1 protein-coding gene is annotated in these 24879 nt (G+C 67.2%); it reads right to left on the bottom strand.

What is annotated here, in order from left to right:
• Positions 1-24759, bottom strand: a complete 24759-nt coding sequence (locus AQJ11_RS39035) for a hypothetical protein (protein WP_059266525.1) — start codon at positions 24757-24759, stop codon at positions 1-3.
• Positions 24760-24879 lie beyond the last annotated feature (120 nt).

The following is a 24879-nucleotide window of genomic DNA, read 5'->3' as shown; positions in this document are numbered from 1 at the left end:
CTAGTCGCTGATGCGGTCCAGTACCTGGTCAGGCACAGGCTCGATGTGCACGGCTCCCACCACCGGTTCGGGGACGCCGTCTTCACCCGGCACGGATCGGACGGAGCCGCCGGCGATCCTTGGCGTCGGACCGACGGCCGAGGCATCGTGGTGGGCTGCCCGCCGCTCGGGGTTGAGGGCGGCAGCCCATCGTTCCCGCACGGTGGCCCCGCTGTCCGCGGCGCCCCGTCTGCTGGCCAGGCCCTCCGACGCACCGCCGAGGACCGGGGCGGACCTCGACGACGAAGACGCGGCCCCGCTCTCCCGGCGGGCTTCGTGCCCGGTCCGGGCGGTGGCCGGGGCACCTCCCGGCAGAAGGAGCCGACGCTCCGCCCCCCTGCTCCGTGCCAGGTCCTCGGTCAGTGACGCAGCACCAGCCTCGTCGTCGGGGTTACGGTGAAGGTGGTCGGCGACGAGGACAACGTCCTGCAGCTCACGACCGAGTCTGCCGAAGTCACCCTCCTGTTCCTCGATCCGCGCCACCGCATCGAAGCTCCCGGACAGGAACGGCGCCGCCAGCTTCTGCGCCCTGACGAGAGCGCCACGCAACGCACCGACCTCGTCTCCGCTCACCTTCTTCCCGGCCGAGACCCATGCACGCCGGAAGTCCTCCAGCACCGAATCCCGCTGCGGCGGCACACCGGACGCCGCAGCGGTCGCCCGACCGGCCGGCGGTTCGTCCCCGACGAACTCAGCACGCGCCCCCGGACCCCTGGGCGCGGCGCCCTGATGGTTGCCCGTCTGGTCGGCACGCCCGGTCCCGAGAGTCTGCGGGACCTGCACGGACGCCAGGCCCTGGGAATTGTGCAAATTATGCGGTTCCCGGGCGCCGAACGCGGCGGCTTCGTCCGTCCCGTCCGACGCGGTGGTCTGCCGGTCCCTGGAGCTCGGTCCCGGGTCGCCGGCGGTCGATGCGGCGGGGCTGGCCGCCACCGTTGCTCCGCCGCGCAGACCCGCACCTCTACGGTGGCGCGACGTGGAAGCCGAACCCGTTGTGCCGGTCCGCTTGGGGGTGGCGTGCTGCTGCAGCGCCTTGACAACGGTCTGTGCCGCTCGATCGCCGGCAGCGGCTCGGGCCCGCAGGACCGCGCCTGTCTCGAAGTCGCCTGGGCGTTGAGTGGTCTGCGGGTTACTGCCCCTGGCGGGGGTCGCGAACAGAGAGGTCACCCGGGCGATCGCCTCTTCGGTCTCCGTGTGCGCCGCGGTGGTGAACAGATCCAGGCCCTGGTCGGCAAGGGCCCGCGCAGCCTGGATCCAGCGGGACGCCGCGTCTTGTTTGTCCGGCGTGGCGATGAGGGCGTCTCGGGCCCGGCTGTATGCGGTGAGGCTCTGTGAGAGGCCGTTGACGCGTTGGGGCAAGCCCTCCATATGCGCGTGGTCCGGAAGCGGTTCCTGCTCGCGCGGCGGCGGGATCTCTGTGCTCTCCGCGGCCACGCGTGACCGGCTGGCCACCAGGCGGGCATCGTCGGCGACCGCCTGGAGTGCAAGGGGGCCGCTCGCGTATCTGCTGCCGGCGTTGTCCCACCGGTAGTCGTTACCTTGCCTGGCCCGGCTGACCGCGTACACCACCAGGTCCACACGCGCGTCATCCGCCAGAGCGTAGAAGAAGGAAATTCCGCCGGTGTACGTGGTGTGGGCGTGCAGTGCCACATTGACACCGATCGCGCTGGAATTCTCCCTGACCAGCTCGGTGCCCCTCGCGAGGCGCCTCAGTCGGGCCACCTCGCGCGGCTCGAAGGATTCCTCGCTCAGATTCCGCGCGTAGTGAATGCGGCCGGAATGCTCCCAGGTGTTCGGATCCCTCGGACGGAAGCGGTCGCGACGGGCTTTCTCCTCCGTCTGCGCGGCCCTCTCGTGCTCCCTCCGTTCCCGGACGACAGCACGCCAGGTCAGCTCGGCATGAGCTCTCACGGTGGCGAATTCGGCCTCGGCATCGACCGACTGGAGGTATGCGGCCAAGCCCCGTTCGAACTTCTTGAGGACGTCCGGTGAAGCGTCAGCGGCCACCGTGAGGAATCGGCGGAAGGAGTAGCTGCCCAGGGTGGTGGGATCGTCCGCGATGTTCGCGGCGACGTCCGGCCGGACAGTCAGCAGCGGCAGCAGCTCTGGGGAGGCGATGAGCTCCTGCGCGACGCGTGCGCCAGCCGGGCCGGCGAGCAGGTCCGCCGTCTCCGCAGGCAGCGTCACGCTCGCGGCGCCGGCCTGCTGAGCCGCAGTCTCGTCCTGACCTCGCCGCCCCGGAACCACAGGTTCCTTGCCATGTGTCGCGTCCTGCGTGTCATGCCCGGCCTGGGTTGTCCTGCCACCTGCTGCGCCGTCCTTTCCGGATGCGGCACGGGCAGGCAGGTCTGGTGCCTTCTCCCGCGTAGGCAGGGCATAGAGGAGATCTTGTGGGTCGTCGCTTTCGACCAGGCGCTGGAACTCCTGGGAATCGGCCTCGATCAGCCGGCGTACCTGCGCGGGGAAGTCCTGGTTGGCCACGGCCACGTCCTGCCAGGGCGGGCGCGAGAGGAAAATCCGGGCGAAGGACGGCTGTTCTCGCAGGAGTGCTTCGACGGGGCGGTTCAACAACGCTCGGCGGAACACCTCCGGACTGTTCACGACGAGCTTCAGATCGAGCTCCGCGAGCTCGCCGTCCATGTCCAGAAGCCGCTTGAAAGCCCGTTGCAGTGCGAGATTCATGTGCGGCGCCAGCCGCGGGTTGCGCGTCAGCGAGCGCCATAGCGGGGTGTCGTCCAGCAGCTCATTCATCAACTTGCGGTTGGTGCGCAGACCATGGACGAGTTCCGCGGACTCGATCAGCGTTCGTGCCAGGCCTTCCCTGTCCCGCAACGCGGCCAGCAGCGGCTCCGAGGACATGACCAGGGCCCGCAGGTCCGAGCGGTCCGCCAGCACAGCGGCCAGGTCGGGGTGCGCCCGCATCGCCCCGAGGAAGTCGTCCGACTCGAGCCTGCCACGCTGGTGCGGTTCGATGGCCTTCAGGAGCCGGATCAGGTGCGGGGCCTGCGTCGCGGTCCTGAACCTGATGTCGGAGCTAAGCATCCATTCGGACGCTCCCGGTGACTGGGCCAGCGCTTCCAGCAGGGTCTGGTGACCGGCGAGCGTAGCGAGATCACCCTTCGCCACCGCTACGTCCGTCCGGGCGGCAAGTGCCTCCACAAGCCCCGGGACCTGTGCCAGCCTCCGGACGTCCGCTTCCTCAAGGCCCTGGAGGTCGCTGATCCGCTCCCCCACGATGACCGCGCCCAGAACCGCGGTCGAGAAATTCTTCAGGCGGTCGACAAGCGCCTCGTCACCCCTCAGATATTTCACAAGAATTGATGTCGACTGCCGATCAATCTGGCGGGAAATCTCTCTCGCTACCAACGGCGTATCTTCGATAAGCACCCACCACTTAGGGTCTCCGAGCTCGGGAAATGCCAGATTTTCAACGAGGGGCAGAATATCTGGATTAGAAAGGATGACCTGCTTCAGCCTCGGGCGGACAGTCACCGCGTCTCGCACGTGCTGCACGGAAGCATAAGCCGCGAGCGCCACGTAGTCTGACGACAGCACCTGACTCAGATCGGGATCCCGGATGAGCTCTTCGAGCAGTTGACCATCTTCCTTGATCATGTCCAGCATCGCAGGCTGGCGCTTCATAGCCTCATACAGGTGATCCGTGAAAAAGACACCCCGAGCCAGATGAGGGTTCACCTCCATAGCTTCGATGAGTGCGCTGTAGGCCACGCGGTTCTCGGGGGTATCAATATCCGTGTACACCGTGATGGCTCTCGCCGTCAGCTCATCCAGTCGATTGAGCTCCTCATCATCGAGCTTGTTACTCAGTTTTGCCCTTGCGCCCGCCAGGGCGGAAGTCACGCTGAGGGCAGGCTTGTTCAGTTTTTTCGCGTTGGAGCGAATCTCTCCCAGCAGCAACGTCTGCGCTCTGTCTACGGCGAACCCTTCCTTCGTCAACTTGCCGGTTCCCAGGCCCTCGATCTGGTTCTTCAACCAATGGGTGTTACCGGATTCGACTTGAGTATCCCAGCGCTGCCGATGCCTGGACCATTGATTGAGGAAGGCAGGCTGCCGAGCGATCGCCTCGGCCAGTAGCTCCGGTGTCTGGACCAATGCACGTGCAACCGGGGTGTGCATGTTCTCGTGGAGATGATGCAGCAGGCGCCTGTCGGTCAGCAGCGACTGCCAATGGCCGGATGTGAGATGAACAGTATTTTCATCGAGCCATCGCAGCAGACCCGTGACCTCGGTCACATTGTCGAGGACGTCGGCCAAAAGGTCACCACGCTCCATGAAGCGCCTGATGAGATCCGGCTCCCGGATCAGGAGGGGCAGAAGCTCTTCTCCGGCCAACGCGTAGAACTTGTCAGGATAAGCCCTCGCCAAAGCGTAGAACATCCTTGTATTGGCCAGCACACCGTTGACAAGGCGCGTGTCATTGATCATTCGGTCAACATACATACGACCGAAATCGCCGTCACGGGCGACCATAGTGATGGCCGTAGCATTCTGCAGAAGAACGGCTGCGGACGGGCTTTTATCCAGATCGATCAGAGCCGCCAATTGCCGGAATCTCAAATAACTTGCATCTCGGTAAACAGAGGAAAGTGCGGGCAGAGCGGCGATCGTTCGAAGATCCGCGTCAGGAATGTTCTGCGATTCGGCCACTGCAAGGAAGGCCCGCAGATCCGGAGAGAGAAGGTTTCGCACCATCTGTGGCGTCAGACGCGCAGAGGAGATCTTCGACAGAATGAACTGATACGAAGGATGCTCAACCAACGGGCGAAGATCCGAGTAAGCCACGAACACCTGCCATTCGAGCCCCAGGGCGGCCAAATCTCGCAACTGCGGATCCTCGGGCATATTCAGCGTGAGTTTGGTGCCCTGTCCCTTGAAGAAGGCAAGCAGGCGAGCGTCCGAGAGAGTGTCGAAGATCCTGGGATTTCCCGATATCATGAGAGCAGCCCGCTCGCTGTGAACCGCCGCTTCCAGCAGTGGGCGGTTTCGGATCAGCCGCTCACCGAACCGCGGAGCATACGGCAAGGCCGTCAGCAGGCGGTCTCCAGTCGGAGCACCGGCGAAGACATCCCTGATCGCAGAAAAGTCAGACTTCAGCCCTTCGTACCATCCGGGAACCGAGAACAGCGGCGCAGCCAGCCGTATGTTGGCCTCCGCATCGCTCAGAAATCGAGAATCCGCGAATAGGTCGTGCAGAGGGATACGCGAAAGAAGCCGTTGCTCGAAGTACGCAGAATTAAAGGCGAACGTGAACCCCGGTTTCCCAATAACTCGATGCAGGACCGCCGCGCGCTTCGCCGGGTCTTGTTTCATGAGGGCTTCCACGAATGGCGGCACCGCCTGCAGTTGACTGAAGGTTCGATTTACCTCATAGGCAAGCGCCGCTTGCGACAGGCTTATGTCGCCGCGAAAAGTCCGCAGATAAAGGAGGGAGCTATCGAATCGAATGTCCGTGTTAGCTCTCTTGTTGCTGTCCAGGTAACGAACCGTCTCCTCGCGGTCGAATATATCGACCAGGGGGCTCGCTTCCAGCTCGGCCGGAGTGGCAAGACGGCCACTTTGCACTATGTCCAGATAGACCCTATCGGCGAGCACGTCCAGAAAATGCACGAGCCGTGGCCTGCCAGACAATCGTTCGAGCAAGGAAGGCCGCGACGCCAATAGGCGGGCCGATTTGTCGTGCGAAGCGGCTTTTTGCAACAGGTGCGGATGATCCAGAAGAGCGGCGGCCATGCCGGACAGATCGGAACTCATGCCGAGGGAAGCGGTAACAACACGGATCAGCCCGTCGACGGTCTGCGCGTCAACTTTCCTTGTCGGCCCCACAGCCGTCTGGGCTGTTCTCTTGATCCGATCTATTACCTTGATGTCAGGCGAGCCTGGATACATCTGCCTGTAGATCTGCTCAATCCTTTGCGGAACTGCACCCCAATCCACCTCTGCGGGCTCAGCGGCAGAAGTGTCATGATGCTGCTTTTTCTTCGCACTGGCCGGTACACCCACCGGTGTGCGATTACCTACGAAAGCCCAGGCGATCCGGCTTCCTACCGCCACGGCCGGCTGCCTTTCCCATCCCTGCTCACGCAGAAGGTTGCCGGCCTCAGCCTCTACCCGGTCCAGGGTGACTCCATCAGTAGGCACTCCCCAGTGACCGAGCTGTCTGATGACCTCCCCCCTCAGTTCATCGAGATCGAAGTTCCATGTATCCGGGGACCGCACGCTCCCACGCTTCGCTCTGCCGGCGTCCGGCGGGGCGAACTGGGCGGCCAGGCGGTCGAGGAAGTCCGTGACGCGTCGGTCGTCGGGGTCCCAGTCGTCCACCTCCTGCTGATGCAGAAGCAGTGCGAGGTCGCGCAACGCACCATCCCGGCCGTCGTCCTCGGCACCGATCCTCACCGGGACGTACACGGTCTGCTGGAAGAGTTGCAGGGCCCTCGCCATCGTGCCGGGCGTTACGCTCCCCTCCAGCCCGAGTTCCCTCGCCAGGGACTCCACGGATGAAGTGTCCGGCGCACCTGGGCCGTCGAGGTGCCCTCCACCGGGAAGCACCGGTCGTGGGTCCCGCACCGGTCTGTTCACACGCCGACCGGTCGTCCCTGTCCTGCTCGTTGTGACGATGTCGTCCCGGTCGTCCTCGGAGGTTCCGGCGTCGGGCCAGGCGCCCGGCATGTCGCTGGGCCCGGCGTGGGCTCCGGAAAGGTGGATGGTTTCCGTGTCGGCGGCCGCGTCGGTCGTACCGGCATCGGTGAGGGCGAGGAGTTGCTCGGCCGTGGTGCGTGGGGGGTAGAAGACGACCGCCTGGGGCCCCCTGACGTGGATGACGAGGGACTGGGACGTACCGCCGCTGCGTAGCGCGATGTGGTAGCTGACGTGTCTGGATTCCAGTCGGACGGTCGTTCTGCTGTCGGGATCGGCGTCGGACCATCCGGTGTTGGGGGTCGTCTTATTGCCGGTCTCGCGCATGGTCTTGGTGTCGGGAAGTCCGCCGCCGCTGCTCTTGGAGCGGGAGTAGGACGGGCTGAGGCCTCCCTTGGCCGTGGCGTCCGCCTCGATCTCCCGTCCCTGGGCTCGAAGGGCGCCGCTGACCGACGCGGTCAGCCCGGCGCTGTAGCCACCACCGGCCGCTACCGACCTGCGCTGGTACTCCTTGAGGATCGTCTTGTTGTGCTCGGGTGAGCTACCGGGCCCTACGGGTGCCGTGGCGACATCGTGGATGGCCATGGACAGGGTGAGGACGTCGTCGGCGTCCTTGAAGGCCCCGGGCCGGGTGATAGGGATGTGGAGCGGTTCGACGAGGGTTCTGCCGAGGCGGTTGGCGCTGATGCTGGAGAAGACTGTCTTGATCAGGGTGTTGAGCTGTTCCGGGTTGGTCTGCCGGGAGGCTCCGCCGGAGGCCGACCACAGGAAGTCGCCGACGTAGGCGATGACGGCATCGCTGACCCGGTCCAGGCCGCTGAAGGTGGCGAAGCTGGTCTCGGCGAGGTGGGCGTGGGTGAGAGCAAGGCCGTGCGGCGCGATCCTGTTGGTCTGCTCGGCTTGGACTTCTGTGGGACCGAGGGCGTCGGCCGCGTCCGACTGCCCGAAGGAGCGTGGGTGGGCGAGCACCAGCGGGCCGTCCGCGGAGCCTTGGTAGAGCACGGTTTCCCGGGTGGTTCCGGCGAGGCGGGAGAACAACGGGTCCAGGCCGGGTGTGCCTGTCTCTCTCGTCTGGTGCGACACAAGCGTGATCGTGAAGTGGGGCGTCACCACCGTGTACACGTTCTCATCGACATGCAGGTGGGCGACGCTGTCCTGGATCTCGCTCTCGGTCTTCCTGCCGCGAGAGTACGAGTCGGAAAGCGCTCCGCCGAGGCTGTAGGGCATGGCCCGCTTGCTGTCGGCGGGGTTGTCGACGAGGTCGGCACCGCCGATGAGCGTCACCGAAAGGTTGTGCGACCGGGCGTGCCGGCGCTCGTGGCTGCTGCCGTCGACGACGACGTTCTTTCCCTCGGTGACGAACTTCCCCTCGACGACTCCCCCGGGTTCCGCGGCGGCGACCGTGGCCCGCACGGTGATCCGGTCGGTGTAGGAGGCGAACGCGGTGGTCGTGTCGGCCTGGATCACGATGCCCGTGGAGAACGCCGTCTCCATGAGCGCCTTGACGGCTTCGCGCCACGTCAGGATCTGCAGCGCCTGCTTGATCCTTTCGATCCTGACGGGCTCGAACCGTTCCTGCTCGAGTTTGCGCACGGCTTCGTCGACTGCGCCGCGCAGGTCGGGGATGTCGGCGATGTTGGCCTGGTCGAAACCGTCCCCTCGGAGAACGGACAGGGGGGCACGCAGTGTCCGGTTCTGCTCCTGGTTGTCGTCCTGTGCCGGGCCGGCGGGGCGCGGGGGAAGCAGCCCCATCGTGCGGGCGCTGTCGGTGGGTACGAGAGCCAGGATGTCCACCGGCACGGGCTCGAGGTCCTTCTTGGTGCCGCCTTCCGCGACGATCGTCACATGGACCCGCATGGTGCCGCGGGCCACCACCTTCGGACCCCCGATGTCGATGTTCACCCGGTCCGTCTGCGCACTGATGGTCCTGCTCTGGGACGTCGCCCCGTTCCGCGAATATCCGCCGCCGGGCGAGAGACCTATGGACGGGTGCCCGTCGATCGTGTGTCCCTGCTGGGCGCCATTGCTGTAGTTGGCGGTGAAAGAGCCGGCGAAGCTGAGTGCCGCGGTGTCCTGGCTTTCGTTACGCGAGACGTTCGCTATGCCGAGCGCATGGTCGTAGATGTATGCGTCGGCGACCTCGCCCATCTTGTGCAGTTCCACATCGGAGAACGTGACGCGGACTTCGACCTTCTTGCCGTTGTACAGAGCCGTGTCGACCTGCCGTTCCCAGATGGTGAGCGGACTGCGCAGTGCGTCCTGCGCGCGCTGGCCCAACTGCTGGAGCACCAGGTCGAGGTCGGTGCGGTCCCACTCGCGGGAGAACCTGACACCGAAGTCCCGCAGGCCGTTTTCGATGTGCCCGCCCAACGCCGTGTTCGCCATGAGGAGCAGCCGGTACGGCAGGTTCTCGCCCGCCGCCTGACGATATGTGCTGTACTCGCGCGGCTCGTGGCGGACTCGTCGCGTCGAGTCTGCCTCGCCGGGTTCGGACGAGTACTGCAGAGTGGGGTGAAAGGAGCCGGTCTCCCGGTCCCTCTCGTTGAGGAGGTCTCTCGCGGCCAGGAGGACGGCATTGACCGAGACCTGGGCCGGGTCGGAGGCTGCACGCAGAGCCTGCGGGTCCTCCGGGTCGGGCACGTGCCGACCGGGTGCGGGGGGTTGGAGCGGTGAGACGACCTCGACCCGGATCCGGAAGGTGCCCGGCACCTCCGACATGCCGGTAAAGCCGCCGCCCGTCGCGCCGATCGCGATGTACCCCGCGGTCTCGGTGGTGGAACCGGCCCAGCGGTAGGATCCGGAAACCCGGCCGGAGAGGTTGACGTAGGGCACCGGCGAACCCCCTGTGGCAGCCGCCCCCGACACGGTCGTGTTCCACGAGCGTGTCGTGCTGTGTGTCAGGTCGAGGGAGACGCCGTAGTACGTCTCCATGTTCCCGTCCACGTGGCCCACCACGCCGTCCGCGTCAGGGACGAACTCCGCGGTGAAGCGGAGTTGTATCTGGTCCGACGCCAACGTCAGCGATCGCAGATGCTGGGTGAGCGCGTTCCACCGGCCAGTGGGCTTGACCAGGGTGACCGAGTAATACCCGTTCACCATGGCCGGAGCATGGCGGGCCAACCCCTCGCGGCTGATCACACCTATGATCTTGTTGATGTTCTCAAGGTGGCCCGGCCACGTTCTGTCGCCCGGGTCGGTTCTCCAGAACTGTTCGTACAGCCCGGTCCCGGCGTCGGGCCGCCGCACGCCGGGCGGCATGAATCCAGGGTGCCGGCTGAGCAGGTCGTACACCGCCGTTTCCAGCGGTCGGACGCCGTCGACCGAGATGACCCTGACATGCGGCGGTATCCATGTGCGGAACCAGTCGGGTGCCAGCAACTCGCCACGTTCCGTGTCAGCACGGGCGGTCCCGGCGCCGCGCTCGGCCGCGGCTTCGCCGGCTGGGAGCCCCCACCCGTCGCGCAGTCGCTCAAGGTCCTTGACCGACATCCTGAAACGGGCAGGCAGACATACGACCCTGTCGGGTTTTCCCTTTCCACTGACGACGAACCTGATCAGGACACGGATTACTGCCGTTGGCGGGCGGCCCTTGGTCTTGCGTACTTCGTTGCTCCCCACGCCCCGGGGCGGATTCTTGACCGTCACACTCCTCGTGTGGGACAGATCTGGGGTGACCGTCCAGGGGCTCGCGGGCGGCTCCCAGACCTTGGGAAGGGACGCGACCAGGTTGCCCGGGTACACGTGCGTCTGTGTCTGGGTCTCCGACCACTGCACGGAGACGTTGTGGTTGTCCGCACCGTCGATCCGGGTCTTGCCGTCGTACTCGTCGATGATCTCCGGGTTGTGGTAGGTGGCCTTGACGAACACCGTCTCGGGCCCGGAGTACTTGCTCCACAGCACCGGCGACGACACCCCGCCCGATGCCAGTTGGTGGAGCCCGCCCTTGAGCAGCTGTGGATCGGTGAAGGCCGCCAGTTCCCGGTACGAGCCGTCGAAGGGGTCGCTATGGGCGGAGTTGGCCGCTTCGAACACCGCGGCACGCAGCAGCGACCATCCGCCCACCGTTTCGAACACGCCGGTACGCGGCAGGTCCACCGGATCCGACAGGTCCGGGTCGCCGGGCCCGGCTTCGGGCGCACCCAGGCGGATGCCCTCGACACTTCCCCTGACCACTCCGGACTCTCCCTCGGGGAAGGCCCGGGCCAGATCGGCGTGCAGGTCCGGGGCCCCGTAGCCGTGCTTGTCCGCCCAGGTGTCCGAATCGGCGTACGCCGCGTCGTCGCGGTTGCGTTCCGCGGAACGGATGATTTCCCGGGCAAAGCGCCCGATCAGGGCCCGGTCCACCACTTGCCGGTGGTAGTGAGCCCCGGCACCGTCCTTGGCCTGCACTGTCGTGACGACGGCCACGTCGAAGAGGAAGTCGACCGCACGGTACCCGGAATGCTTGACCACCCACTCCGACGACGACGTCGACGCCACCGAGACCGACTGCGTGATCTTCTTGTTGAACGAGTTGACCGAGGCGTTGGCGGTGAGGCCGTCGAGGACGGGATTCCCGGTCTTCGCCTCCACACCGACCGGGAGCGGCCATGTGACATTCTGGCCATACGAGTTGCTTGTGCCGGCACCCTGTGCCCACTGCAGCAACTGGTGCGTCCGTATTTCGCGCCTGTCCGGAATCGGATCGAGATGCCTCAGAGGATCGTCGAGGTTATCCGCGGGCAGCAGGACATGGCCCCGTGGATCGGTGATCTGCTGCCACGCGCCCAGCCGGAGACCGACCGTGAACGAGAAGTCCTCGGTCGTGATGACCAGCCGGTCGGAGAGTGCCGCGTGCAGTGCGGTGTTGAATTCGGTCGGCGAAAAATACCCTCGCAGGAATTCGGCGACCTTTTCCTTGTTTTTCTCCGGCACATTGACCAGGATCGATTCGATCACCGTATTGACCAGGCGGGTGTCCGGGAACTCGTAGCTCTCCGAGCCCACGGACCGGCCGAATTCGGGGTCCATCGCGTAGGCAGGCGGTGCGAAGATCCGCCGGCTGTCCGCCTCGTCCTCCTGCTGGACCTCGGTCCACTCCTCCTTCGGCACCGCAGAGAGCCGGCCCGGTGCCGGCGTCTCGGTGACGTCGTCGGGATCCTCGACGTCCTTCGGTGGCATCGGCCGCTTGCCGCGGGCCTTGTCCGACAAGCCTCGCTCCGGTGCCGTTCCGGACCCGCTCGCGGCGGACGAGCCACTTCTGTCCTCGTGGTGCCCGGCAGCCTCCTCGGCCCCGCTTCCAGGGGCGCCGCCGAGGAGCCGTGGCTGGGTCCGGGCGAGGATGTGGTTCGCGATGGCGTCGACCAGCTCGGGGAAGGTGCGAGGCCGCACTGGAAGAGGGTCGTGCGCCCGCAGCTCACGCATCTCCCGCCTGGCACGCTCGATCGCCTCCCGGCTTGCCACCCGGTCCAGGTCGTCACGCTTCCCGGCGAGGGCGCTGGTGACCCAGACCTTGAGGTCGTGGAGAAGCCGCTGGGGCTCGGCAAGGTACAGGTCGTCGTCAGGAGCGTCGGCATCCCGTGAGGTCCCGGCAGCCGGCTCGTCCCGGGGCCTCGGGTTCGGAGCCACTTCCACCGCCTCGATCAGCTCGTATCCCCAGCCCGGCACCTCGCTGTCGTCCGCCACCCACCGTCGGCCGGTGACTTCGAACCGGGCACCGGGCAGGAAGACGACCTCCTCTTCCCCGGCGGAACGGGAGAACAAGGAGACATCACGCCCGTACAGACCCTCCAGGCGAATTTTCAGCAGGACTGGACGGCGCAGATGGTTCAGGTTCTGCTGGCGCAGGAAGGAACGCGCCGTTTCCTCGTTCCGAGAGGCGCTGGTGACGTCGTCGACCTCGAAGAGCCGCGAGTTGTAGCCCACAGGCACTGCCTTGAGAAGCGAACCAACCGCGTGCTTGCCCCCCACGGCCCAGTTTCCCCGCCACACCGTGCCCCTGGCCGGTGGGAGCGCGCGCAGCGCGGAGGTCAGCATGTCGGCGTGCAGGAGCGACTGGAGCACCAAGTCGGGCAAAATCTCATTCAATCGCTTGAACAGCCTGCCCCGCCACACGGATCTGGCCCCTTGGACGGCGGCGTCGTCGGCTCCCGCTTCCTGCAACCTCTGGAAATCCTTCTTGTACTCGTCGAACAGGGCGATCAGACGCTCGTCGTGCATCAGGTAGACACTGATGTCGTTGTCGCCCAACTTCAGGTTGGAGTCGATGGCCTGACGAGCCGAATCGCGCACGGCGCGGTCTACCAAGCCAGGGGCCACACGCACGGAATCTGCCCAACGACTGGTCCGCAAGACCCTGTTGATCAGGCCGTAATGCGCTCCGGTATACATCTCTATCGCGACGATCTGGGCGTAGCTAATGCGCTCGACGAGGTCCGACGGCCTCAGGTTGTTGGCACGCATCCACTTCGAGATGGCCTGGCTGCTTTCGCCATGCACGGCGTCCCTGAGGTCCCTCAGCAGGTTGTCGGCGTTCAGTTGCACGTCCGTCTGCAGCAGCCGGTCGCGTCCCAGCACCCGGTCGAGGTAGACCCTCTCGTCAGGGAGGTTTCCGGCGTCCTGGCCATCGCTGCCGTGGAACAGGCCGGGGCGCTCGAACCCACTGCCGAGGGCGTCCATGGTCCGGTACATCGAAGGCCCGTCCGCAAGATTGACGCGCCGACCGCCGGAACCGGTGTAGCCGGCCATCTCGGCACCTCGGATGATCTCGTACAGCGAGTGGTCACCGTGCACGCCCATCCAGCCGATCAAGCCCTTGAGGAAGTGCGACGTCTCGATGTCGGGGACCTTCAGCCAGCGGAAGGCGCTGAGCAGCAGCGTGGTCGTGCCGGACACACCCGAGAGCGTCCTGATGCCCTGTGCGCGCAACTCCTGTGCCCAGGACACATCCTCCACGCTGTTTTCCAGCCGCCCTTCCCGCCACATGAGCGGGACGTCGCCCAGCAGGTCGGCGACGCGTCCCGTACGTCGCACGACCTTCGTGACGTTCCTGACCACGAACCGGTCCCGCATGGGCACGCCCTCGACCTTGATGTCGATCACGTCGGCCTGGTTCTTTAGATGGTCCACCAGTGGGAATCCCGCACTGTCGAACGCCAGGGTGTTCAACGGGACCGGTACGTGGGACACCCCGATGGGGACCCGGTGCTCCTCCTTCCCTGCGAAGAGGAAGTTCGCCTCACGCACGCTCAGTGGAGCGCCGGCCTCGTGGTAATAAGCGGGGGTCCGCCGCCTGACGATGCGCTCCTCCTCGCTGAGGGGTCTCCGCGAGCTCCGGCTGGCCATGAGTTCCCTGCCGTCGTGCAGCCAGCTCTTGTTCTGCGTGATGAGGCTGCCCAACGCGAAGGGCTCGTGGCCGAGGAGCCGTGCGTAGCCGGGTGCGGTCATCTCCAGCAGCGCGTGCCCGATACGACGTGCCGGGCTCTGCAACGCCCGGTGGTACCGGCGCAGTTCGTCGACGTCCAGGCCTAGGCGCTCGGCCAGCCCCCAGTCGGCGTTCGTCAGGATGTCGTCGAGCACCGTCTTGAGCGTCACCGGTGCTTCCGCGTTCTCGAAGGCGGCGTTGAAGAAGGCGGTGTAGAGCTCCCGGAGCGTGCCGGAACGCAGCATGTAGTCGATCTGCTCCGGGGTGAGTTGTGTGCCCACCTGGCCGGCGTAGGTCTCGGCGTCGCGGACGAACGCCCCCAACACCTCGTGTTCCGGCCGCTTCGTGTAGTCACGCAGCACCTGGACCGTACGACGCAGTGCGTGACGGATCGCCCGATCCGCCTTGGGGTCCTGGTAGGCCTGGCGGGCGAACTTCTCCTCGAAGTCCTCCGCGGCCCGGGACCAGGTGTCCAGCTCCAGGAAGGGCGACCGGCTGAAGGGGCTGGAGCCGTTCAGAAGACGCGAGGCGCCGACCGGCCGGTCATCGTTTCGCGCTCCTGCCCCCATCAGGTAACGCTTGCCCGACACGATCTGGTTCTGCAGCAGTTGGGCGATGGCGCGGTGGTTGAGCGCGCGGTCCCGTTCCGTCAAAGCGCCGTACGCCCGCTTGGCCGCGTCGTGCATCTCCCCGTCTGGGCCAGGGAACAGGCGGTCCACGGCCGCGAGAATGTCCCGGGCCTTGTTCCCTTCTTCCCGCTCCAGGGCGTCCCAGGCGTCGTAGGGCGACTCGGAACCCAGGTGGACCCGCTGCCCGGTCCCGGCTTCCGTGTCATCGGTCCGGTCATCACCGCTGCGCAGTCGCTTGAGCCGGCCGACAAGTTCCGCGCCCCAGTCGGCGTCCTCGGGGACCGGATCGAGCTGGGGCGGTTCGTTCGTGAACAGCCGGGTGGTCCCCAGGCCGCTTTCGAGAGTTCCGTCCTTGCTCATCGGCACCATGGCGATCAGACCGCCCGGCACGTCGATCTTGAGCGCCCGACGCGGGTCGCGAGCGGGAGTCATCGTGACGATGACGTGGAACCGGTAGTAGCGGAAGTCACGGCTGCCTTCGCTGTTGCGTTCCAGGGTCTCCCCCGTGGACGCCGTGCTCTTACGGCCCTTGTCATCGCCTCTCTCGCCGGCGACGACGCCCATCTCGTTGTCGTCCTCGCCGCCGGCACCGCCTTCGGGCCCGGCCGTATGGGTGATCTCCCGGCTGCGTTCGGCACCCGACTCGAACTCCTCGTCGCGCTGGGTGTACCGGCGTGCCTTGAACGGCACTCCGGCGGGATCCCCGAGCACCACGGGATTCGACAACTCGAAGCCCACCAGCACCCGGTCGCCGTCCACATGGACCTCGTACCGTCCCGCCAGCAGGTCGGGCAAGTGCATCCGCAGCACGTCGTGGTCGGTCTGGTGCTGGAAGGTCGCACCGTCCCGGCTGACGAAGTCCATCGCAACCGCCCGCGGCGGGGTCTGCGACCGCAGGTCGCTCGGGCGCCGTACCGCCTGCCGCACCCACCTGCCGAGTGCGTCGGCCGCTGGGATGTCCCACGGGTGCAGCTCCTGTGCCAGCGTCCTGACCAGTTCGTCGGCCTGTCTGGCCGCCTCCGCCCCAAGCCGCGGACGAGCCGACTCCCACCTCGGATTCTCTCCCACTCCGCGCTGTAGCAGATCCGCCGCGTGGGCAGGGGCGCCCCCATGGGGCCGGGTGAGGTGTGCGGGCACCACGAGGCGCATCCGACCGTCGACCGCGTCCTGGACGCTGCCGTCGTACCGTGCGAACGACAGGTATTTCTTGCGTATGTCCTGCCACTCGTGTTTCTTCCCGACAGCCCATGCGGCAGTGTCGGCGAGCCAGAGCACACCGTCGGCAGGACCCGACAGTATGCTCGGCAGGTCGGTCACCACCGCGGTCTCCACCCGGAACCGCACCTCGTGGTCGAAGGCGTAGGAGCCGTCGGGGTCCTTGGTGTTGGCTCTGATGATCGACAGGGTCTTCTGCACGTCGCTCTGACTGGTGACGCGCGTACCTGACCCCTTCAGCAGGTACTCGACGCCACCGTGCTCATGTGCCGTCTTTCCGTCCGCATCGGGCTGCTGCCCTTCTCCCCGCGCCGTGAACTTGATGGTGCCCCCGCCGGTGACACCGCCCGTCCAGGTGGTCTTGGCCGCTTCCAAGAGCTCGCCACGAAGTGTCAGCCGGACGTTCGGCAGATGCTGCATCGCATGGGCGGGCTGCACCTCGGCCAGGGACACCCGGACCCAGAACAGTCTGGAGACACCACTCGCCGAACGAACCGGAATCCACGCCCACACCCCCTCGCCCAGCAGGCTCGTCACCTTCGTCATCAGGGCGTCCGGGCTGAAAAGGGTGTGCACCTGATGGCGCAGCTCGTTCGCCGACGGCCCGTCCGCCAGGTCCTTCGGGGAGAGATGCCCGGAGTCCCGGAAACGCGTGAGGATCGCTTCCGCCACACCGTTCGACCGCAGGGCCTCCACATACACCGCGGTCCTGGGCACCGCCCCGGTGAGGTAGCCGCGCTCCACCGGCGCGGTGTCCGCGGGTCCCTTTTCACTGCTCTCCGGTTCGGCCGGGGCCGGGTGATCCACTTGCAGGATGTCCTTGAGACGGTGCGGCGCCAGGATCAGCTCAGCGCCGTGGTCCACCTGGAGATAGACACTTCTGGGATTCCCGGACTCCTTCCCGTCGATCACCTTGTCGGCGGATACCTCAAAGACCGGAGTGACCACCATCTTGTTCGAGGGGCCCGCGTAGGTGGCGCGGGCGATGGTGACGGCGCTGTCGTCGCGCACGGTGCGGCGGCTCACCAGTGCCCGCACGTCACCCGACCCCAGACCGATGAGGCGAGCGTTGCCCCCATGGTGCTCGGATTCGTCGTCGTACGTACCCGGGCCGCCGTCATGGCCGTCCGCGTCGTCACCGAGCGCCGCGTCCGAGTCGGGCAGCACCGCGAGGGTCGTGGAGAGCGGACCGGTGTCGTCACCGGACCCGATCCGCCCGGACACCCCCAGCACCACTTGACCGCCGACCGATCCCTTGACGCCGAAGTCGGTGGTGAGCCGAGCGACGCCCTGGGAGTACTGCTCGATTTCCGCGTCCTGCGCGTCCGGCAGCATCTTGTCGAAGTAGAGGCGCATCTTCAGCCGTATCACGGTGCTGGCGCCCCCCGTGCTGTAGGGACCCCGACGGCCGGGAATGGTGAAGGTCAGCCCCTGCTCGGAGGTGAGCGGTCCCACGTACGACGTCAGCGCGGTCGGGGTCAGCATCCGCACGATCTCGTCCGGCCAGTGCAGCGGCTCGTCCAGCAGAGAGTCGTCGAGACCGTGGATCTTCCTGTACAGGCCGACGGTGTGGCGCCGTACGTCCTCCATGTCCAGGAACACCGGGTAGAGAGCCGAGGTACCGTCCGACAGATCCAGCCGGGCTCCCCGGCCGCGTCCATCGCCGGCATCGGTCGGCCAGGTGGACAGGGCGGTCGTCCTCCCAGCCGCGTCGGCCGCCGGGGCGTCGACCGGGGACGACGCGGCATGGGTTTGCGGCATGGCGATCAGGGCGACGTGGTTCTCGGTGCCCAACCACCACTTGGCCACCTTCCGGTCGCCCTTCACATGCATCGACAGGTGATAGGCGTTCTCGATCGCGTGCACGTCGACACTGCGCACAGTCTCCGTACGCCGGTAGCCCTTCCACGCGTTCGCGGCGCCGTGCCCTGGTCCGAGGCGGATGCCCCCGGTGATCAGGCCGAGGAGCCGGCCCGTGACGCCGTCCTGTTTGAACCGGCCGCCGCCCCCCAGTGCGAAGTGCAAGCCGCCGCTCGACTCGCGCGTGCCCTCCACCGCGTCACCGACCACGGCACGGGTGTTGACGGTCATCGGATAGCTGGCCGTGCCCCTGGAGTCGAAGAGCTTCGTGGCGACCCGGAAGGTGACGTCGTACGGACCGACGCGAACCGTGTGTGTAATCCCGGACATCACGCGGGTCACATCCGCTTCCAGCGCCGGTGTCCCGAAGTACGCCGCCAGCTGCCTGTTGACCGCCGGCCAGTCGACCTTGCTGATACCGCGTTCCCGCACGAGCCGCTGCACGGCACCTTGCAGTTCGGCCAAGACGTCGCGCGACTGCGTCAGCTCCACGACCGCGCCGAAGCCGACACTGGACCGGGTCCGCAGCAGCAGCGGCTCGTTGTCAGCGCGGTTGGCGACGTAGTCATCACTCAGACGCCGGCTCTGTCGGTACATCTCGCCGGACTCGAGGCGGCCAGTGCTGCGCGCTTGGGTCAGCAAGGCGCGCACCCACGGCTGCGCGCCGAACTCTTCGACGCGCGGCCTGACGTTCGTCTCTCCCGTTACCGCCGCCCACACCACCGGGCTGATCACGTCCCCGAAATTCTGGCGTTCGAACGTCGCCGGACCTTGGCCCTCCCGCCACAGCACCGCGACTTCGGATGCCACCCGCACCGGCGGCAGCCGGCGCCTGGTGCCGTCAGGCTTGGTGACGACGACCTGGGCTGTGTACGCGGCGCTGTAACGAGCCGCGGCATCCTCGGTGTTGAAGATGGTGTGGTTGAGGACCTGGGACGTGTGCCGGCTGCCGGAGCCGGTCATCAGAAAGCCACCGACGCGTCCCTTGACCAGGCCCTGGTCCTTCGTGCCGTCCCCGGCCACGGCAGCGACGCCGAGCGCCGCGAGGACGTCGAAGGACACGTCGACGCTGTTCTCGCCACGCCGCTCCGTGACGGCCGAGACGCCGACTCCCAGGTCGTCGCGGATCTTGACGCCCTCCCGCACGTCCAGCAGTTGCCCGCCGTCGAAGGCGAGCTTGATCTCGACAGCGGCTTCGAACCCCGACGCCTTGAAAGTCGGAGAGTGGTAGCCACTCGTCAGCAGGGACCGGCTGTGATTGCGCGCGGTCCGTTCGTTCAGCACCGCCCGCTGCACACGGGTCGTCCACTTGGCCACGGCATTGGCGGACACACCGTGTTGCAGCAGATCCTTCTGCAGTGCCCGCACTATCGGCCGCGTATCGATCGCGTTGAGCACCACGGTGGGATGCAGCGGGCCGGGGTGCTCGCGGGCGGAGGCCGCTGGGCCGGCGGGTGCACCCTCCGGTTGCAGTTCCCCCGCCACAGGGTGATGGTCTTCGAATTCGGTGGCAGCGCCCTCGTACCGCGGCTCCGTGGCGCTGGAGAACACCGTGGGGAAGTCGACGTCCAGCCCCGAGTCCGTCACGACCGCGTCAGCGACGTACGACCGGCCCGGCGCCGGCGTGCCCAGCGGGTCTCCGTTGAGGAAGACCTGGAACGCGACACGGCCCGTGAACCGCGTGGATCCCTGGACGAAGGGCTTGCTGCCACTCAGGACCGCGCGGTGGTCATCCCGGACCAGCTTCGTCCGCTGGGTGACCTCGACGACCGGGGAAGCACCCAGGGTGAACGCGGCCAGACCAGCCGTGAAGCCCTTGATCAGATGAGTGAAATTCAGGTCAGCCGCACGCAGCTCCTCCTTGACCCGCGCCGTGCCGACCGCGGCGTTCGCGAACGTCACGTTGTACTTCCGCGTCGGAGACTCCGCGTCCGGACCAGCCCACCGCACGTCCGTCAGCTGAGGAAGGACCCAGAGGAGACCGCGGCCGGCCACCACCTCCGTCATGCCGTTGACCAGCATGTTCGCCCACTGCTCCGGTTCACGCTGGAGAAGGGCCTTCTCGATCAGGCCGCTGAGTGCGCGTTCAGCCCCAGGGACGTCCTGGAGCAGGGGGGCGAAGAGCCGGGCGATTCGGGCCGCCTCCGCACTCGCCGCCTCGGGGGTCAAGGGTGCGGCCGCGGTCACCGAGAACTCGCCCATCATGCGGCCCACGAACCACGGGGGACGGGGCTCCGCCTCGGACTGTCCCGGATGCGACGGGCCCAACCGGAGACTGTCGTACTCCGCGCCCCTGTCCGGGGCTGCCGGAACGACACGATCGGGCGTGACGGTGCCCGCGCCGTCCGACCGGAACTCACGTACCTGCGCGGCCAGATCCGGGTCGAGCCTCTCGTTCTTCAGCAGGAGGGTCTCGAGATCGCGATCGGTCAGCCCGGTCTCCTCCGCCCGCAGCCGCTCGGCCGGGTTCACGGCGAACCGCACCGTCACGGCCGCCACGACCGGCAGGCCCTGGACGTCGTGGGCACCGACGTGCACGTTCCGCAGACGGGTCAGCAGGTGTTCGGGCAACGCCACCGGCCCGAGGGCGTTCTTGGCGGTGGTGGCGCTCTCGATGCGGCCGTCGGTATGCACGTCGACGTTCACCTGAACCGCGCCCGGCATCCGTTCACCGCGCGGCGCCGCTTTCCACAACGGGTTCCGGAACAGGGGGGCCTGCCGGGCCGCGCCCGGCACGGTGAAGTTCGTGATCGCGTTGGTGCCGGTTATCGCTCGTCGCAGTGTCCGGAGCATCTTCCGCGCGACGGCGGCGGGCTTCGCGAACGCGGAGGCCGTGCCCCGCCGCGTACGGGGCGAGGACGGTTCGGTGCCCGCCCCGTCCGCTACCGATCCCGCTCCCGCTCCCGCGGGATGTTCAGGGGTTTCTGCGGGCCCTGTCTCTGTCCGGTGGACGTCGGTGTGCAGGTACAGGTACACGTCCGCCGGCGAGTCCACGTGCTGGACATGCTGGGGAAGGGATCCATCCTGGACGATCTCGACTCCGCTGCTGGTCGTACCGCGCTTCGCGGCGGCCCTGTCCAGAGCACGGCGCAACGCCGACTCCACGGTGTCCAGAGCATCGCTGCGCCGGGCCGGTGCGTACTGGTCGAACGGCCGGGGCGCCTCCTTGATCAGCACCCGGGTCGTCTCGCCCCGGTCCCGCCGAGCGAGGGCCTGCGTGAGGGCGTTCTCCGCGAATGCCTCGACGCGGGCGCCCGGGAACTTGCCCGTGAGATCGAGCCCCACCAACGTCGGGCCTTGAAGCATCCGACCGTGCCGGTCGTCCTTGGCAGCAACGGGCTCGCCGACCGTCGCTTTGTTCGTGACGCCCGACTCCAACGAGCCCGGCGCTGCCGCCGCGGGTTGCACAGCCGGACCGGACGATTGATCCGACGGCGACGAGGTCACCTCGGTGCCGTACCGGCCCTGCGCACGGTAGGCGCTCTCCGGTACCCCCGGCTCCTCACGCCCCGGACCCTCGGTGCTCGTGGTGTGCCAGTTGAAGGCTTCCCACATGGTGCGGTCCGCGGCGGTGACGGACAGCGCGTTGGCGCTCAGAGGAGCGTCAGGCGGCGTTCCGTAGAGCTCGCTGAGGAGTTCGTACAGTCCCGCATCGTGCTCGGCCAGCCACGCGGAACCGTTGTGGCGCAGTTGGCGTGTGGTCGCGTCGCGACCGTGGTTGGCACCGAAGTAGGCCACCGTGCTCTGCGCGAAGTACTCGGCGGCGTCGGCGGAGGAGTGATTGTCGGCTGGTTCGCCGTCCACGTTGCGCAGCGGACCGTCGACCCACTCTTGTGGTGGGTTGGCAGCCCGCCGCAGGTCGAACGCCTTTTGCACCCGCTCCCTGCGGGTGTCGTCCAGGCCGAACGCGTACACCAGGTGGGCGGCCTCGTGCAGCACCGACGAGTAGCCCTCCGGGTGGGTCCGGCCGGCGCCGACGGCTTCCTGACCGAGCAGGTTTTCCTCACTGACCGCCACCAGGCCGCGCTGCTGGTCGGCCCAGCCACGCGCCGTGGCCGGCGGGCGGTCCGCGTCTTCCATGCCCATATACACGGGAAGATCGGTGAGACTCTGGTCACGGGGGATGACGACGACTCGCACATCACTGGCCGCGACGTTCTCCGCGACGGCTTCGTCGCGCAGGAGGAGCCCGATCAGACGGGCTGCCTCCGTGCGAGCGGCGACGGGCTGCTCCACTGCGGCGGGCACGTCGATCAGCGTGCGGGCAATTTCCATCGCATGTGACGAGTCCCCGACACCTTCGAACCCGGTAGCCGCGCCGAATGCCCGGCCGTCGCCGGTGCGTACGCCGGAGTCCGCACCCGGCGCAGGCTCGCTCCACTGCTGGGTGGGCACGCTCCGGGTGGGGGCGGCCGACGGGTTCGGAGTCCCGAAGGTGTCGGCCAGGTCCGGGGGGTGGCTGACGAGCGGACCGCTATTGGTAACGCTCGTCTCACCGCGGGGGCCGACAGGAGGCCTACCAAGTGACGCCTCGTCCTCGACAGCGGGGCGGGCCTGGCTGGCCGGTCCGGCCGCCGGGGAAGCGGGTGCCTGCGGAAGTCCCCGTTCACGACGCGGTTCGGTGGCCTGAATCGTGGTCTGCTCCGGTTCGACCGTCCCCGTCCGGACACCAGACGCCGTGGGTGCGTCCTGCGCGGGAGACGCAGCGTGTCCGGGCGACGACCGGAGGTCGTGGTGCTCTCCGTCTCCGTCGTGCGATGTGCTGCGTCCGCCACTCGGCTGACCGTCGGCGTCCCGGAGGGCGCGGTCGAGGCTGTCACCGGCGGCCGAACCCCGACCGCCGCTGCTGTCATCGCTGTCGTGGCTCGATGTGGCGGGTTGGCCGGTGGCCGGGGTGGGGTCCGTGGCCCGTGTCCCGGACGTCGGGGAGCTCTGAGTGGCTGGCGGCCTGCTCTCAGGGGTGGACGGGGTGGAGGCGGAGCGGGCCGGGGCGGCTGTCTGGTTCATGGGGGCTGTGGGGGCCGGCCTCGGCCCGGAACCCGGACTCGCCGGACCTGGGGCACTGTTGTTCCCGGTGATGATGCCCGCGCCCTCCTGGAGGCCGGTCGTGGCGGCGGGCGGAGACGCGGGTTCGACGGCCGACGTGACCGCGGCGCTCGCTGCGGGTGTCGGCAGACCGGGCACGGGTGCGGGTGCGGCGTCCGGGGGTGCGAGGTTGTCCGGCGTGGAGGTGGCCGTGGGTCGAAGTGGTGCGGCCGCCGGTGTCGCTGCGAGGCTGGTGGTCGTGGGCCGGCCGGTCTGCGGCGGGTCAGGGATCGCCCTGGCTGGTGCGGTGGTGGGCGTGTGCTGCCCACCCGTCCCGACGGTCGGGTGGGCGACGCGCGTGGGCGCGGTCGTGTGTTCTGAGCCGTGGGCCGGGTCCGTCTTGCTCTTCTGTCCGTAGTCCCAGTACGTGTCATCCTCGCCCACGAGGGTGGCCGCGTCCCCGTCCTCACTGTCCACGAGGGTGGCCGTGTCCCTGTCGTCCAAGAGGACGGGCGCGGGGGCGGGGAGAGTGGCGCCCGGCGCGGGAAGCGATGTGCCGGCATTGGGAGCGGGGGTGTCGAAGTGGAGGGTCTTGAGTTTCTCGATGGCCTTGGTCAATGCCAGGACAGCGCCGGTCTGGAGCGCGCCGGTGAGTACCGCGCCGAGGAAGGTGAAAGCGTTCGGGCCGTCGTCCTCCGGACGCTCATCAGCCGGGAGCTGGTTCTGGGACCATACGTTGGTGGCCTCATCCGAGCCGAACTCCGCCAGCCCCTCGAACGCGAGGTCGACGCCGATAAATCCCGCAGCCGTCCACAGCGTCTTCACACCGGTGGTGGTCGAATCCCCGACCGCCTCGGGCAGCCGGCTGAAGAAGGACCGCACTTCGGCGGGCACGGCAGAGCCGCCCGGCATCTTCCACACGCCGTCGAAGACATGGGCACCGCCCTTGCCGTCGATGTTCGCGAGCAGGGTGTCGCCGTACGCCCGACCGATCCTGCGCAACCCCTCGACCGCTTCATCGTCCAGTCCGTTGCCGAGGTGCCTGACGAACACATCCTGGAACTGCGCGAATCTGTCCGCTACCCTGGGCGGAAGCTCCGCGCCGCCCTTGGCGGCCAGAGCACCGAGCATCGCCGGGCCGTCACCGAAGATGTCCCGCAGGTCGTTCTCCAGTCCGCCGTCCAGCAGACGATTGATCTTCGGATCGCCGAACTCGCGCCGAAGTCCGGCCAGCGCGTCGTTGGAGATCTTCCCGCTCAGCCAGTCCCCGATCTTGTCCGCCAGGAATTCGGCCGGCAGTTCCATGGCCACAGCGACCAACGACCCGATCAGCGTCTGCACCTGCAGACCATGATCGATCCGATCCCGGTGCCCCTGACGGATCTGGATGTCCTGAACGACCCGGTCCAGCGTCATCCCGAAGCCGATCTCCTCGGCGGCCAGCCCGGTGATCCGCTTCAGCAGAGCCAACAGCAGCCTCTGCAAATTGGTCTGTGCCACCGACCGGAACACCGGGATCCACGTCAACGACACACCACCCGTGGGCACCGCCATCTCGAGACACCAGGCGATCTGAAGAACCATCTGGATGAGGATGCCGATGGCCATGAACTTCGCGTATTCGACAATCAGAGCCACCGCGAGCAGGAACTTGGCCGTCTTCAAAACGGCATCCCGTGCATCACGGCTCTGCTCCAGCAGAGGTTTGACCGCCTCAGTAAACTTCCTGACCGTCTCCCCACCGTCGAACTGCGCCGCCATCGCCCGCTTGACCTTCGTCAGGAAATCAGGCAACTCATCGAGGCGACGCGCGGTCCCTTCATACGCGTCCGCCAGCTCACGCAGAAACGACGCTCTCAACGCCGGAAAGGGAACTCCCAACGCCTCGAGCAGTTTCCGCGCCCACTCCTCCAGCTCGATCTCACCAGCGGCCACCGGTCACACCCCCCCAACGCGGTCACAGACGCCACGGGAAGTTTTTGCGGTCCACGTGTTCCCGCAGCACCCATCGGTCTCCCGTTCGGGCAGCAGAAGTGGTTGCCGCGACTGCAGCGA

Source organism: Streptomyces corchorusii (assembly GCF_001514055.1).
GTDB lineage: Bacteria > Actinomycetota > Actinomycetes > Streptomycetales > Streptomycetaceae > Streptomyces > Streptomyces olivaceoviridis.
This window is presented reverse-complemented; position numbering and strand designations above follow the sequence as displayed.